12 protein-coding genes and 1 tRNA gene are annotated in these 12,925 nt (G+C 65.6%); 8 read left to right on the forward strand and 5 right to left on the reverse strand.

Annotation, left to right across the window (positions count from 1 at the left end):
• The first annotated feature begins 20 nt into the window (after nt 1–20).
• From FOY53_RS10215 to FOY53_RS10235, 5 genes are all read left to right on the forward strand, one after another.
• Nucleotides 21–1,319, forward strand: a complete 1,299-nt coding sequence (locus FOY53_RS10215) for an ABC transporter substrate-binding protein (protein WP_146588416.1) — start codon at nt 21–23, stop codon at nt 1,317–1,319.
• 65 nt (nt 1,320–1,384) lie between these two features.
• The gene (locus tag FOY53_RS10220; RefSeq protein WP_146588418.1) at nt 1,385–2,209 is read left to right on the forward strand and encodes an ABC transporter ATP-binding protein; all 825 of its coding nucleotides are present in this window, start codon (nt 1,385–1,387) and stop codon (nt 2,207–2,209) included.
• Nucleotides 2,210–2,273: 64 nt separating this feature from the next.
• Nucleotides 2,274–2,627, forward strand: coding sequence for a cupin domain-containing protein (locus tag FOY53_RS10225; RefSeq protein ID WP_222435239.1), 354 nt, complete (start codon nt 2,274–2,276; stop codon nt 2,625–2,627).
• 27 nt (nt 2,628–2,654) lie between these two features.
• Complete coding sequence (locus FOY53_RS10230) at nt 2,655–3,875, forward strand: phenylacetate--CoA ligase family protein (protein ID WP_146588423.1); 1,221 nt, start codon at nt 2,655–2,657, stop codon at nt 3,873–3,875.
• 163 nt (nt 3,876–4,038) lie between these two features.
• Nucleotides 4,039–5,718, forward strand: coding sequence for a peptidoglycan-binding protein (locus tag FOY53_RS10235; protein ID WP_146588425.1), 1,680 nt, complete (start codon nt 4,039–4,041; stop codon nt 5,716–5,718).
• Between the two features lie 172 nt (nt 5,719–5,890).
• Here the strand turns inward: FOY53_RS10235 and ykgO are convergent, their stop codons facing one another.
• Together ykgO and FOY53_RS10245 are read right to left on the reverse strand one after the other, a co-directional pair.
• Nucleotides 5,891–6,016: a type B 50S ribosomal protein L36 gene (gene ykgO, locus FOY53_RS10240; RefSeq protein WP_048864290.1), complete on the reverse strand. Its 126-nt coding sequence runs from the start codon at nt 6,014–6,016 to the stop codon at nt 5,891–5,893.
• An 83-nt stretch (nt 6,017–6,099) separates the two neighbouring features.
• Nucleotides 6,100–6,174 (reverse strand) — tRNA-Val (locus tag FOY53_RS10245).
• A gap of 144 nt (nt 6,175–6,318) precedes the next feature.
• Between FOY53_RS10245 and FOY53_RS10250 the strand changes: the two genes are divergently transcribed.
• Nucleotides 6,319–7,179 (forward strand): N-formylglutamate amidohydrolase, encoded by an 861-nt coding sequence (locus FOY53_RS10250; RefSeq protein ID WP_146588427.1) that lies wholly within the window; start codon nt 6,319–6,321, stop codon nt 7,177–7,179.
• An 85-nt stretch (nt 7,180–7,264) separates the two neighbouring features.
• Here FOY53_RS10250 and lpxK read toward each other — a convergent pair whose 3' ends face one another.
• From lpxK to FOY53_RS10265, 3 genes are read right to left on the reverse strand one after another with little or no spacing between them, the layout of a single operon-like run.
• Nucleotides 7,265–8,254, reverse strand: a complete 990-nt coding sequence (gene lpxK / locus FOY53_RS10255; protein WP_146588429.1) for a tetraacyldisaccharide 4'-kinase — start codon at nt 8,252–8,254, stop codon at nt 7,265–7,267.
• Nucleotides 8,254–9,465: a glycosyltransferase N-terminal domain-containing protein gene (locus tag FOY53_RS10260; protein ID WP_146588431.1), complete on the reverse strand. Its 1,212-nt coding sequence runs from the start codon at nt 9,463–9,465 to the stop codon at nt 8,254–8,256. The genes lpxK and FOY53_RS10260 overlap by 1 nt, the downstream gene beginning before the upstream one ends.
• 3 nt (nt 9,466–9,468) lie before the next feature.
• Nucleotides 9,469–9,708: a DUF4170 domain-containing protein gene (locus FOY53_RS10265; RefSeq protein ID WP_186766563.1), complete on the reverse strand. Its 240-nt coding sequence runs from the start codon at nt 9,706–9,708 to the stop codon at nt 9,469–9,471.
• A gap of 304 nt (nt 9,709–10,012) precedes the next feature.
• On the opposite strand from FOY53_RS10265, the gene rpsO reads away from it, so the two are divergent.
• Both rpsO and FOY53_RS10275 read left to right on the forward strand, forming a co-directional pair.
• Nucleotides 10,013–10,282: a 30S ribosomal protein S15 gene (rpsO, locus tag FOY53_RS10270; RefSeq protein WP_146588435.1), complete on the forward strand. Its 270-nt coding sequence runs from the start codon at nt 10,013–10,015 to the stop codon at nt 10,280–10,282.
• A gap of 310 nt (nt 10,283–10,592) precedes the next feature.
• Nucleotides 10,593–12,620: an NADPH-dependent 2,4-dienoyl-CoA reductase gene (locus tag FOY53_RS10275; protein WP_146588437.1), complete on the forward strand. Its 2,028-nt coding sequence runs from the start codon at nt 10,593–10,595 to the stop codon at nt 12,618–12,620.
• The last annotated feature ends 305 nt before the right edge of the window (nt 12,621–12,925 follow it).

Raw genomic sequence — 12,925 nt, forward strand, 5'->3', positions numbered from 1 at the left:
AATCAATGGGAGGAACTTTGATGAAACACATTACCAGACTGGCGGCGGTTGCGGCGCTGGGTGCCGTGATGGGCACCGGCGTTGTGGCGCAGGAGCTTTTTGCGCCCAACCTCAGCTATCGCACCGGGCCGTTCGCGGCGACCGGCATTCCGCTGATGAACGGGCAGCGCGACTATATGCTGATGCTCAACGCCCGCGACGGCGGCATCGGCGGCCTGCCGGTGAATTTCGAGGAATGCGAGACCGGCTATTCCACGGAAAAGGGCGTGGAATGTTATGAAAAGACCAAGGGGCAGGCGATCGTGACGCAACCCTGGTCGACCGGGATCACCCTGCAGGTGCTGCCCAAGACCAATGTCGATGAAATCCCGATCCTGGCCCCCGGCTACGGCTTTTCGCCGATGGCGGACGGCAAGGTGTTCCAGTGGGCGTTCAACACTCCGGCGTCCTACTGGGATGCGGCGAGCATGATCCTGCAGTACCTGGAGGCCCAGGGCGACCTGAGCGGCAAGAAGATCGCGTTCCTGCATCTGGACCACCCCTATGGCAAGGAGCCGCTGCCGTTCCTGGAACTGAAGGCCGCCGAAGACGGGTTCGAGCTGCTGCCGATCCCGGTCGGCCTGAAGGAAATGCAGAACCAGTCGGCGCAGTGGTTGCAGATCCGTCGTGAGCGGCCTGATTATGTCGTGATGTGGGGGTGGGGCGCGATGAACGCCGGCGCGATCACCGAAGCGGTGAAAACCAAGTTTCCGATGGACAACATGATTGGTGTCTGGTGGGCCGGGCACGATGCTGACCTCAAGATCGTCGGCGCGGAGGGCAAGGGCTACAAGTCGATCAGCTGGTCCTACCCGGCGCTGGACGCGGCGGTGCTGGCGGACATCAAGACTCATGTGGTGGATGCGGGCAATTCCCTGTCCAACGAGGAAGAGATGCAGGGCGTGTTCTACAACCGCGGTCTGGTGATCTCGATGATCCTGGCCGAGGGGATCAGGGCGGCGCAGGAGCACACCGGCAACGCCCAGATCACCGCATCCGACCTGCGCTGGGGACTTGAGAACCTGAATGTGACCGACGCGCGGCTGGCCGAGCTGGGCATGACCGGCATGGTGCCGCCGTTCCAGACCACCTGCGCCAACCACACCGGCCATTCCGGCGGATGGATGCTGGAATGGGACGGTGAGAAGTTCATCAAGACCAGTGATCTGCTGCAGGCCGAGGCCGACGCGATCCAGCCGCTGGAAGCCGCGAAGGCCGCGGAATACGCCGAGGCGAATGCGCCCTGGGCGATGTCCGAGACCTGCGACGCCCCGAGCTGACGAGTCTGCCCGGCGGCGGCGCGCATGCCGCCGCCGGGATCTTGAGTATTTGGAAAGAGAAGAAAATGGACGAGACCGCGCCGGCCCGGGAAACGCTGCTTGAGGTCAACAACATCGAGGTGATCTACAACCACGTGATCCTCGTGCTGAAAGGTGTGTCGCTGGCGGTGCAAAAGGGGGGGATCACCGCGCTTCTCGGCGGCAACGGAGCGGGCAAGACGACCACCCTCAAGGCGATCTCCAACCTGCTGCATTCGGAACGCGGCGCGGTCACCAAAGGCGCGATCAAGTACAGGGGCGAGGTGATTCAGGGCCGCGATCCGGCGGAACTGGTGAAAAAGGGTGTGATCCAGGTGATGGAGGGGCGGCATTGCTTTCAGCATCTGACGGTGGAAGAGAACCTGCTGACCGGGGCCTATACGCGGCGTGATGGCAAGGGCGCGGTCGAGGCGGACCTGCAGATGGTCTATGACTATTTCCCGCGCCTGAAGGAACGGCGCCGGTCGCAGGCGGGCTACACCTCGGGCGGGGAGCAGCAGATGTGTGCCATAGGCCGGGCGCTGATGTCGCGGCCGCAGATGGTTCTGCTGGACGAGCCGAGCATGGGTCTGGCGCCGCAACTGGTCGAGCAGATCTTTGAAATCGTGAAATCGGTGAACGAGAACGAGGGGCTGTCGTTCCTGCTGGCCGAGCAGAACACCAATGTGGCGCTGCGGTTTGCCCACACCGGATACATTCTGGAATCGGGCCGGGTGGTGATGGAGGGCCAGGCCGCGGACCTGCGGGAAAACCCGGACGTGAAGGAATTCTACCTGGGCATGTCGGACGAGGGGCGCAAATCCTTCCGCGACGTGCGCAGCTACCGGCGGCGCAAGCGCTGGCTGGCGTGACGGGACTTGTTGCCCGGGAAAGGGATTTGAGATGACATATTGCAGAGTTTTTGTGGCACTCGGGATGCTGTTGGCACTGCCTGCACAGGCGCAGGAGTGGATCGCGCGTACCGAGTTGAGCCGTACGGCGCTGAGTGGTTCGGAGGTGATGGAAGTGGTGGTGTCCAGGCTGGTGCTGCAACCGGGCGCCTACATTCCGAAACACACGCATCCCGGCGATGAAAACTCGGTTGTCGCCGTGGGCGGCCGGGTGGTCCTGCCCGATGGCAAGGAGGTGCCTTTGGCAACCGACACGCCGCTGAATTACGCCGCAGGCGTGGTGCATGGCGGCATAACCGTGGCCGGAGAGACGGCGCTGGTGATCTACACGACCCATGTCGTCGACAAGACCAAGCCGTTTCAGGTGCTTGCCGAGTGAACGGCGCGCGGCGGCCAGGAGGATGAGATGAGCAGCTATTTTGACGCGCTTGAGACCCGCAGCGCCGCGGCGCGCGCCGCCTGGCTGGCGACGGCCCTGCCGGAGCAGATCCGCCGGGCCCAGGGGCTGGCGGGATATGATGGCGCGCTGGGCGGGGTGTCGGCAAGCGATGTGACCTCGGTTGCGGATCTGGCGGCATTGCCGGTGCTGCGCAAATCAGCGCTTGGCGCGGCGCAGGCGTCCCAGCCGCCGTTCGGTGGGTTCACGACCCGGGCGGCGGCGGGCTTTGCCCATGTGTTCCAGAGTCCGGGGCCGCTGTATGAGCCGGGCGGCGCGGGCCATGACTGGTGGCGCATGGGGCGGTTCCTGAATGCCTGCGGCTTCGGGCCCGGGGACATCGTGCAGAATTGCTTTGGCTACCATCTCACGCCTGCGGGGATGATCTTTGAGTCCGGGGCGCGGGCGGTCGGTGCGGCGGTGTTGCCGGCCGGGACCGGACAGACCGAACTGCAGGTGACTGCGGCCCGCGACATCGGGGTGACGGGATATGCCGGGACGCCGGATTACCTCAAGGTGATCCTCGAAAAAGCCGACGAGATGGGGGTGGTTCTGGGCATCACCAAGGCGGCGGTGAGCGGTGGCGCCCTGTTCCCGTCCCTGCGGGACTATTATGCCGGGCGGGGGATTTCCTGTCTGCAATGTTATGCAACGGCGGATCTGGGCAACATCGCGTATGAATCGGCTGCGATGGAGGGTATGATCGTCGACGAGCACGTCCTTGTCGAGATCGTCACGCCGGGGACCGGTGATCCGGTGCCGGAGGGCGAAGTGGGCGAGGTCGTGGTGACCACGCTGAACCCGGACTATCCCCTGATCCGTTTTGCCACCGGTGACATGAGCGCGGTGATGGCGGGCAGCAGTCCCTGCGGCCGTACCAACCTGCGGATCAAGGGCTGGATGGGCCGGGCGGATCAGACGACCAAGATCAAGGGCATGTTCGTGCGCCCGGAACAGGTGGCGGCGCTGGTCGCCCGGCATCCCGAGATTGACCGCGCCCGGGTGGTTGCCCGACGCGAGGATGACCAGGACGTGATGGTGGTGCGGCTTGAAACCAGTGCCACGGATGCCGATGCTTATGACGCCAGCATTTCCGCGGTGCTCAAGCTGAAAGGCCGGGTCGAACTGGTGTCGCCCGGCGGGTTGCCGCGCGATGGGGTGGTGATCGAGGATGCCCGGAACTACGACTGACCGTCGCTGTTATTGGATAGCAGGGCAACGCCGGCCAGAACGGGATGATCATGGGGCCCGGCTGGCGCCTGGAGAATCGCCCGCGTCGCGCCCGCGCGCGGTAGTCGAAAGGCGGCAGGACATGTCTGCCCTGTGACACTGATCACTTGAAAGGAGTCTCGCGATGAAACGTTTGCTGCTGGGTTCGGTTGCCGCATTGGCCCTGGCCGGAACCGCCTGGGCCGAAAGTGATGCGCTGATCATCGGGAACTCCGATTATTCGGTGCTGGAGCGGCTGACCGGCGCCGATGGCGTGCTGTCGGCAACCGCGCCGCTCGAGCGCGAGGGCTTTCAGGTGGTCGCGATCGGGCAGGCAACGGCCAACCAGATGCAGAACGGCTTTGACCGATTCCTGTCCGGGTTGTCGCCGCGCACCGACCGGGTGGCCGTCGTGTTGTCAGGACGATTTGTGCACACGAGCACCGACAGTTATCTTCTGCCGGTCGAAATGTCCGCTCCTCTGGACGATGCTGCGGTGCTGCGTGACGGCCTGCCACTGAGCCAGGTCATGGCGGTGCTGGGCAGCTACCCCGGACAGGCGCTGCTGCTGCTGGGCATCGGCGATTCGGGGCGATTCAGCGGGCGCTTTGTGACCGGTGGCCTCGGCGATCTGGTGGTGCCGCAGGGGGTGAGCGTGTTGCAGGGGCCGGCGGCGGATGTGGCCCGGTTCGTGCGCAATGATCTGGGGGCACGTGGCGAGCGCGTGCTCGAGTCGGGCGTGGCCGCGGGATTGAAGCTGAGCGGCTATGCGCCCCGGGACTATGTGTTTGTGAACAACTCGGCGGCGGTGCCCTCGGCGCGGCCTGCGCCGCAGCCGGTCATCACCCCGGCACCTGCGGCGTTGGGGGCTTCGGACGATGCGCTGTGGAATTCGGTGCGGCAACGCGATGATGTGGCCGGGTATCGCAACTATCTGGCGGCTTTCCCGCGCGGCGCCCACGCCAGCGATGCACGCGCCCGGATTTCCGCCATCGAAGCCGAACCGTTCCGCGATGCGCGTCTTGGCGAAGAGGCGCTGAACCTCGATCGGGATGCGCGGCGCGAAATTCAGCGCGATCTGTCGCTGCTCGACTTCAATACCCGGGGCATTGACGGCATCTTTGGTCCGGGCAGCCGCGCGGCTGTGCAGAAATGGCAGGCGCAGAACGGCTTTGCCGCCTCGGGGTTTCTCAACCGCGAACAAATCGCCCGGCTGGACGGACAGGCCGAACGCCGCGCGGGCGAGCTTGAGGCCGAGGCGCGGGCGCGTCAGATCGAACAGGAACGGCTGGACCGCGCTTATTGGAACGAGACCGGGGCGCGCGGCGATGCGACCGGCCTGCGTGCCTATCTCAAGCGGTATCCGGACGGGGTTTTCGCCGAACTGGCACAGGAACGGTTGCGGGGGTTCGAGGACGAACAGCGCCGTCAGGCCGCGGCCCGGGACCGCGAGGCCTGGGATCAGGCGCGCGCCAATGGGTCGGTGGCGGCCTATGACAGCTATCTCAACGCGTTCCCGAACGGCGCCTTTGCCGAGCAGGCAAAAGTCGAAATCGACGCCCGGCAGGTTCCCTCTGCCAAATCGCAGGCGCAGGCCCGCGCCGAAGCCTCCGAGGCGGCGCTGAACCTCAATGTCGTGGCGCGGCGGCTGGCCGAAAACCGGCTGGAATCGCTGGGGCTGAAGCCGGGCGAGGTCGACGGGGTGTTCGACGAAAAGACCCGCCGCGCCATCCGCCGCTATCAGGACGCGCGCAGTCTGGATGTCACCGGGTATCTGGATCAGGTGACGGTTGTGCGCCTGCTGGCGGATTCGCTGCTGCGCTAGGGATCGCCGGGCAGGACCCCGGACCCCCGGCTTCGTCTACGACTGCGACAGGCCGGGGGTCCCAGGCGGAGGGTCCCCGAGAGGCCGCACACTTGGACAAATTGGCGGTCTGCGCAAAGAAAAAGCCACCCCGGCAGGGTGGCTTGATCAAATTCCAGTCGTCTGGACCGGTTCAGCCCTGGCGGGCCTTGAACCGCGGCTGTGTCTTGTTGATGACATAGACACGGCCCTTGCGGCGCACAACGCGGCAGTCGCGGTGGCGGCTCTTGAGAGAGCGGAGCGAGTTCTTGACCTTCATGTCGGTCTCTCCTCTTTCGCGGCGCGCGAGCGCCTTGCAGGTTGCGGGCACTCTGACCCGACGGGCCAGAGCAGGTGATCTCATGGTGGGCGGTACAAGGATCGAACTTGTGACCCCTTCGATGTCAACGAAGTGCTCTACCGCTGAGCTAACCGCCCATGACCGCCGTGAACATACGCCCCATCGTCGAATGGAGCGCGTAAATCCGCGCCGGTTCGGGTCCTATAAAAGGAGTCGCAGGCAGGATCAAGGGCTTTTGGCATCGGAAAAAATCGGTTTATGTTGTGCTCAAAGGAGCTGTGATGCCGAAGGTCGCCTTTCATCTCTACCGCCCGGAGGTCAACACCTCCTGCGTGGTCTTTGCCTCGCCGCACAGCGGGCGGGATTATCCGTGGTCCTTCCTGCGGCATACCCTGCTGGACGAACATGCGATTCGCTCCTCCGAGGATGCCTATGTCGACCGGCTGTTCGACTGTGCGCCGCAGTTCGGAGCGCCGTTTCTCAAGGCCGGGGCGCCGCGGGCCTTTGTTGATCTCAACCGCAGTTGCGACGAACTGGACCCGGCATTGATCGAAGGCTTGCGCCGGTCCGGGCACAATCCACGTGTGGCCAGCGGTCTGGGGGTGGTGCCCCGGGTGGTGGCCAATGGCCGCGCAATCTACCGCGGAAAACTGGCGATGGCCGAGGCGGACCGGCGGATCGAGCAATATTGGCGCCCTTATCATCGGGAAGTGCAGCATTTGCTGGACTGTGCGCATCAGCAGTTCGGCGAGGCGATTCTGGTGGATTGCCATTCGATGCCGCACGAAGCGGTCGACGGCATCGTCCGCGGCGGCGCCCAGCGTCCCGACATCGTGATCGGTGACCGCTTTGGGGCCTCGGCGGATGGGGCGATTGTTGACCGGATCGAGGCGGCCTTTGCCGGTGCCGGACTGGTTGTGGCGCGCAACGCGCCCTTTGCCGGTGCCTATATCGCGCAGGCCTATGGCCGTCCGTCACGCAACCAGCATGCCATCCAGATCGAGATCGACCGGGCGATCTACATGGACGAGGAACTGATTCGGCCAAACGCACATTTCCACGCCTTCCGGCGGCTGTTGCGCGGCGTCATTGCCGAGATTGCCGCCATTGGCCACCGCGAACAGCGGCTGGCGGCGGAATAGACCGGCAGGACCTGCCGCCAGTGTCCTTTCGACAGGCCACTTGGTGGCCGGATCGAGCCCGGCGGTTCGCTGCGCGGGGTCCGGCCTAGAGGCCCAATTTCTGCAACGCCCTGTCAAGGGGTTCCGGGTCGTCGATCTGGAGCCGCACAGGCAGGGTAAGAACCTTCATGCGGAAGGAGTCGGGCAGGCGCACGGCGTCTTTCTCGGTGGTGACCATTTGTGCCCCCAGCGCCTTGGCCTCGGTTTCCAGCCGGGTCATCAGCGCCGAGGTCAGCGGCTGGTGATCCTCCAGCGGCTCGGCCCGGACCAGAACCGCGCCGAGATCCTGCAATGTCGCAAAAAATTTCGCCGGGTGGCCGATGCCGGCAAAGGCCAGTGCGCGCAGGCCCTGCCAGTCCATCCCGGTGCGCAGCGGGGCCAGGTGGCCGGTCAGGTGCGGCACTGTCACCCGGTCCCCCCAGGTGGCCCTGAAATTGGCCTGCGCCGGGGCGGGGCCGACCGACAGCAGCAGGTCGGCGCGGGCCAGCCCGGGTCCGATGGGTTCGCGCAGCGGCCCGGCCGGCAGGCACAGCCCGTTTCCAAAGCCCACTGCCGCGTCGACCACGATCACCGAAAGATCCTGGTGCAGCGACGGGTTCTGAAAGCCGTCGTCCATCACGATCAGCCCGGCACCCGCAGCCACCGCCGCGCGCGCGCCGGCAGCGCGGTCGCGCGAGATCCAGGTCGGGGCAAACGCCGCCAGCAGCAACGGTTCGTCCCCGACATCGCCCGCATCGTGCCGCGCGGCGTCGACCTGCACCGGCCCCGCCAGCCGCCCGCCGTGCCCGCGCGAGACGACATGTGCCGCAACCCCGCGCGCGGCCAGCATCTGCAACAGGGCGATGACCGTGGGGGTCTTGCCGGTGCCGCCCGCGTTCAGGTTGCCGACGCAGATTACCGGGACCGGCATCCGCACCCCGGGCTGGCGCAGTCGCCGCGCCGTCGCGGCGGCGGTGAGGCGCCCCAGAGGGGCCAGCAGCCGCGCCCTCCAGTCCAGCGCCCGGGGGCCGGTGTTCCAGAATTGCGGAGCCTGCATCAGCGCGCCTCCAGCCGGTCGAGCCGGTCCGTGACAAGATCGACCACCCGGTCGGTCATCGCCGCCCCGGCCGAGATAATGTCCCAACCGGCATGCGCCATCGCCGCTGCCCTGTCCGGGGCGATCAGTTGCGACACCGCGGCCGTCAGGGAATCCACGTCATTGACGATCCGCGCGGCACCGGCTTCGGCCAGGCGCGAGTAGCTGGCAAGGTGGCGTCCGACCGCGGGGCCATACAGGATGGCCGAGCCAAGGGCGGCAGCCTCGAGCGGGTCGTGGCCCTGATGGCCCGACACCAGCGATCCGCCCATGTAGGCGAGCGGGGACAGGCGATACCACAGGCCCAGTTCCTCGGGGCCTGAAGTCAGCACGATCTGGGTGTTCTCGTCCGGCATCTCGCCGGCATCCCAATGGCAGACGCGGAAACCTGCGGCACCGACCTGGGCCAGGATGGAGCTGTTTTCGGCGGCACTGCCCGGCACCAGCACCAGCAGGAGTCGGTGCGCCAGACGCGAGGCGCGGCCATGGGTGCGCAGGATCACCCCGACTTCGTCGGGATGTGCGCGGGCAGCCAGCCAGACCGGGCGCCCGACCAGCAATGCCGCCAGCTCCTCGTGCAGGCGGAGCGAGCAGTCGAGCGGCACCGCGGCTTCGGTCAGGGGGCCGGCGGTGACAATGTTTTCGGCAGCAAGCCCCATGCGGCGCAGGCGGCGTTCAGCGGGCTCGTCGGTGGCGAGGATGGTGTCGAACAGACTCAGGGTTACCGGCGCAAGGTCGGGCATCCAGCGCATCGCCGGGGTGGTCCAGTCACGGTCATCGGCGTCGATCAGGGTCAGTCGGCAGCCGCGCTCTGCGGCCATGTGCAACAGCGCGGGGCGCAGGGCGTGGCTGGTCCAAAGCCCGAGGTCGGGCGTCCAGTGTTCAAGAAAGGCGGTGATGTCGCTGACGTTTTCCTGCGGCAGCGCGTCAGAGATCATGCCCGGTTCCGTGGTCGGGTCCGGGCCGGTGGTCAGCACCGCAAGGTCCGGGCGCTGCTGGCGGATCCGTTGACAGATCGAGATCAGGGCCCGCTGGCGCGGCAAGCTGTCGGCATGCACCCACAGCAATCGCCCGGGCGGGCGTGCGCCCCGGTTCCGCGCCAGCGGAGTGCTGGTGGCGCGGTCCCGGTTCAGAGCCAGATACGCCTGTAAGCTAATGCGTTTGCGGGGCAAGGCCTATCCCAGTTCCTCGGTCCCGGAGACCGCGGTTTCCTCGTCGCGCAGCCGGTGAAGGTGCGCAATGAAATACCGCATATGTGCATTGTCCACGGTGCGCTGCGCCTCGGACTTCCAGGCGGCGTATGCGGTGTCGTAGCTTGGGAAAATGCCAACAATGTGAATGTCTTCGACGTTCCTGAACTGATTTTTGTCCGGGCTCACAAGTTCGCCCCCAAACACGAGATGCAGCCGCTGCATGGGCATTCCTTTCCGCTGGTGTCGACGGTCCTCCGAGCCTTAGCGATCCCCGGGGCGAGGTCAAGCGAGCAGGCGGACTCATTGCGCTGTATCTGTCGCCGTTCGGTGCGGGCCTGGGCAAGTGCCCGGTAGAGCGCCGGTATCCGGCGGGCGCGACCTGCACCCGACACCAATCTTTTGCCTTTCCCTGCGCGCGGAATCACCCTATACGCGCGCATTCACCCAATACAGGTGGACTCCACGGGCCCTGCTGGACGACATCCCGGCCTGCGCCATCACCCCTAACCTTTCAAAGGAGATCCCGATGTCGATCACTGCCGAAGAAAAAGCCCGCCTGATCAAGGAATTCGCGACCAAAGAAGGCGACACCGGTTCGTCCGAAGTCCAGGTCGCCATTCTGACCTCGCGTATCTCGACTTTGACCGAGCACTTCAAGACCCACAAGAAGGACAACCACTCTCGTCGTGGCCTTCTGATGATGGTTGCGCAGCGCCGCAAGCTGCTGGACTACACCAAGTCCAAGGACGAGGCCCGGTATCAGGACCTGATCACCCGTCTCGGCATCCGCCGCTAAGCCTGCGGGCGCGTTCCGGCGGCTCCAGGCCCCGGGACAGCATATCCTACGTTGCACCCGGCGCTTTGACGCAAGTCGCCGTCCGGGTTGATTGAAAATCCCCCTGATTTTTCAGGGGGATTTTTTTTCGGCACCCGTCGTGACGCGGCCTGTCACCCGTGTGGCGGCTGCATATCGCGCCATTGATCTGCCTGAACGCGGTTCGGGACGGCGGGGGTCAAAGGTTCGGCAGGGGCTCTGACGCCACGTTTGGCGGTGACAGTTCTGCCGGGATGCTGTGTTGTGCCTCCCCAAAGGGGAGATCTTTCACATGACACAGTTTCCAAAGCTTCTGGCACCGCTGGATCTTGGCTTTACCACGCTGAAGAACCGCGTGCTGATGGGCTCGATGCACACCAACCTCGAGGAAGCCGGAGACTGGAACCGGGTGGCAGAGTTCTATGCCACCCGGGCGCGGGCGGATGTCGCGCTGATGGTGACCGGGGGGATGGCGCCCAATCGCGAGGGCGGCGTGTTCCCAGGGGCTGCCGGCCTGTTCACAGCCGAGGATATCGCCCGCCACCGGATGGTGACAGACCGGGTGCATGATGGCGGCGGCAAGATCGCGATGCAGATCCTGCATGCGGGACGCTATGCCTATGGGCCGGAATGTGTCAGCGCCTCGGCCCTGAAATCTCCGATCTCGCCGTTTCCACCCAGGGCGCTGGACGAAGCGGGGATCGAAAAGCAGATTGCCGACATTGCCACCGCCGCCGTGCGCGCCCGTGAAGCGGGCTATGACGGGGTCGAGATCATGGGGTCCGAGGGCTATTTCCTGAACCAGTTTCTGGTGACCCACACCAACCGGCGTGACGACCGCTGGGGCGGGTCTTACGAGAACCGGATGAGGTTGCCCGTCGAAGTGGTGGCCCGGGTGCGCGACGCGGTGGGGCCGGACTTCATTCTGATCTATCGGCTCAGCATGATCGACCTGATTCCCAACGGGTCGACTCATGAAGAAGTGGTGCAGCTTGCCCTGGCGGTCGAAGCGGCGGGGGCGACGATCCTGAACACCGGTATCGGCTGGCACGAGGCGCGGGTGCCGACGATTGCCACTTCGGTGCCCCGGGCCGCCTTTGCCTGGGTCACGCAAAAGCTCATGGGCAAGGTGAACATTCCGATCATCACCTCGAACCGGATCAACACGCCCGAAGTGGCCGAGCAGGTGCTGGCCGATGGCTGCGCCGACATGGTGAGCATGGCGCGGCCGTTTCTTGCGGATCCGGAGTTCGTCAGCAAGGCGGCCAGCGGGCGGTCGGCGCAGATCGCGCCCTGCATCGCCTGCAATCAGGCCTGTCTGGACCACACGTTCAGCGGCAAACTGTCGTCGTGCCTGGTCAATCCCCGCGCCTGCCACGAGACGGAACTGAGGGTGACGCCTGCCTCACCGGTGAAATCCGTGGCGGTGGTGGGGGCGGGGCCGGCCGGCCTGTCCGCGGCGCTGACAGCCGCCGAGCGTGGGCACAGGGTGACACTGTTTGATCGCGCGACCGAGATCGGTGGCCAGTTGAACATGGCGAAACAGGTGCCGGGAAAGGAAGAATTTCATGGTCTCGTCACCTGGTATGAAACGATGGTGGCCAAATGGGGCGTAACCCTGCGGCTGGGCCGCGAGGTCGCGGCAGAGGATCTGACCGGGTTCGACGAGGTGATCGTCGCCACGGGCGTGGTGCCACGCGATCCGGGCATTCCGGGACAGGACGGGCCGAATGTGCTGAGCTACATCGAGGTGTTGCGCGGCAAGGCCCCGGTGGGCGCGCGGGTCGCGGTGGTCGGGGCCGGCGGCATCGGTTTTGATGTCGCCGAGTTTCTGGTGCAGGAGGGCGAGAGCCCGACCGTGAACCTGCCCGAATGGCTGCGCGAATGGGGTGTGACCGACCCGGCGATCTCACGGTCCGGTCTAGCCCCCGAGGGGCCGCAGCCCGAGGCCCCGGCGCGTGCCGTGACGCTGTTGCAGCGCAAGGCCGAGAAACCGGGCAAGCGGCTGGGCAAGAGCACCGGCTGGATCCACCGGGCGGCGCTGCAGATGAAAGATGTCAGGATGATAGCCGGGGTGAATTACGAAGGCATTGATGCCGCCGGACTGCATATCTCTTACGGCGCAGCCCGCGAACGGCCGGAACTGATCGCCTGTGACACTGTGGTGCTGTGTGCGGGGCAGTTGCCCGAGCGCAGTCTGGCCGACGCGTTGCAGGCCAGGGGGGTCGTGTGCCACGTGATTGGCGGCGCGGACGTGGCTGCCGAACTTGACGCCAAGCGCGCCATTGATCAGGGCACCCGACTGGCGGCGTCCCTGTAACCGGCAGGCCCGCACCGTCGGCAATGTCCTACGAGGACGCGGCACCCGTCACCCGTGGTGACGGACGCGATGATCCGAGGGATGTCGCGCACGGCACCTGATCCGGAATCGCAAGGTTGCAGGCGTGCTTGTAACCTCTGCCGACAGAAATGCCACATCCAGTTCCCCGGTCTCCTGGAGCGGGTGGGCCTGTCGGCTGTTTCGCAATGCCAGACACTGGAGGCAATGACCGCTGTATTGTCCCCCCTGCGCCGCTTTTGTGCCTTCATTCCGGATCATAGAGATCCTGGAACAGAGTGCTTAAG

The sequence above is a fragment of the Puniceibacterium confluentis genome (assembly GCF_007923445.1).
GTDB classification, from domain to species: Bacteria; Pseudomonadota; Alphaproteobacteria; order Rhodobacterales; family Rhodobacteraceae; genus Puniceibacterium; species Puniceibacterium confluentis.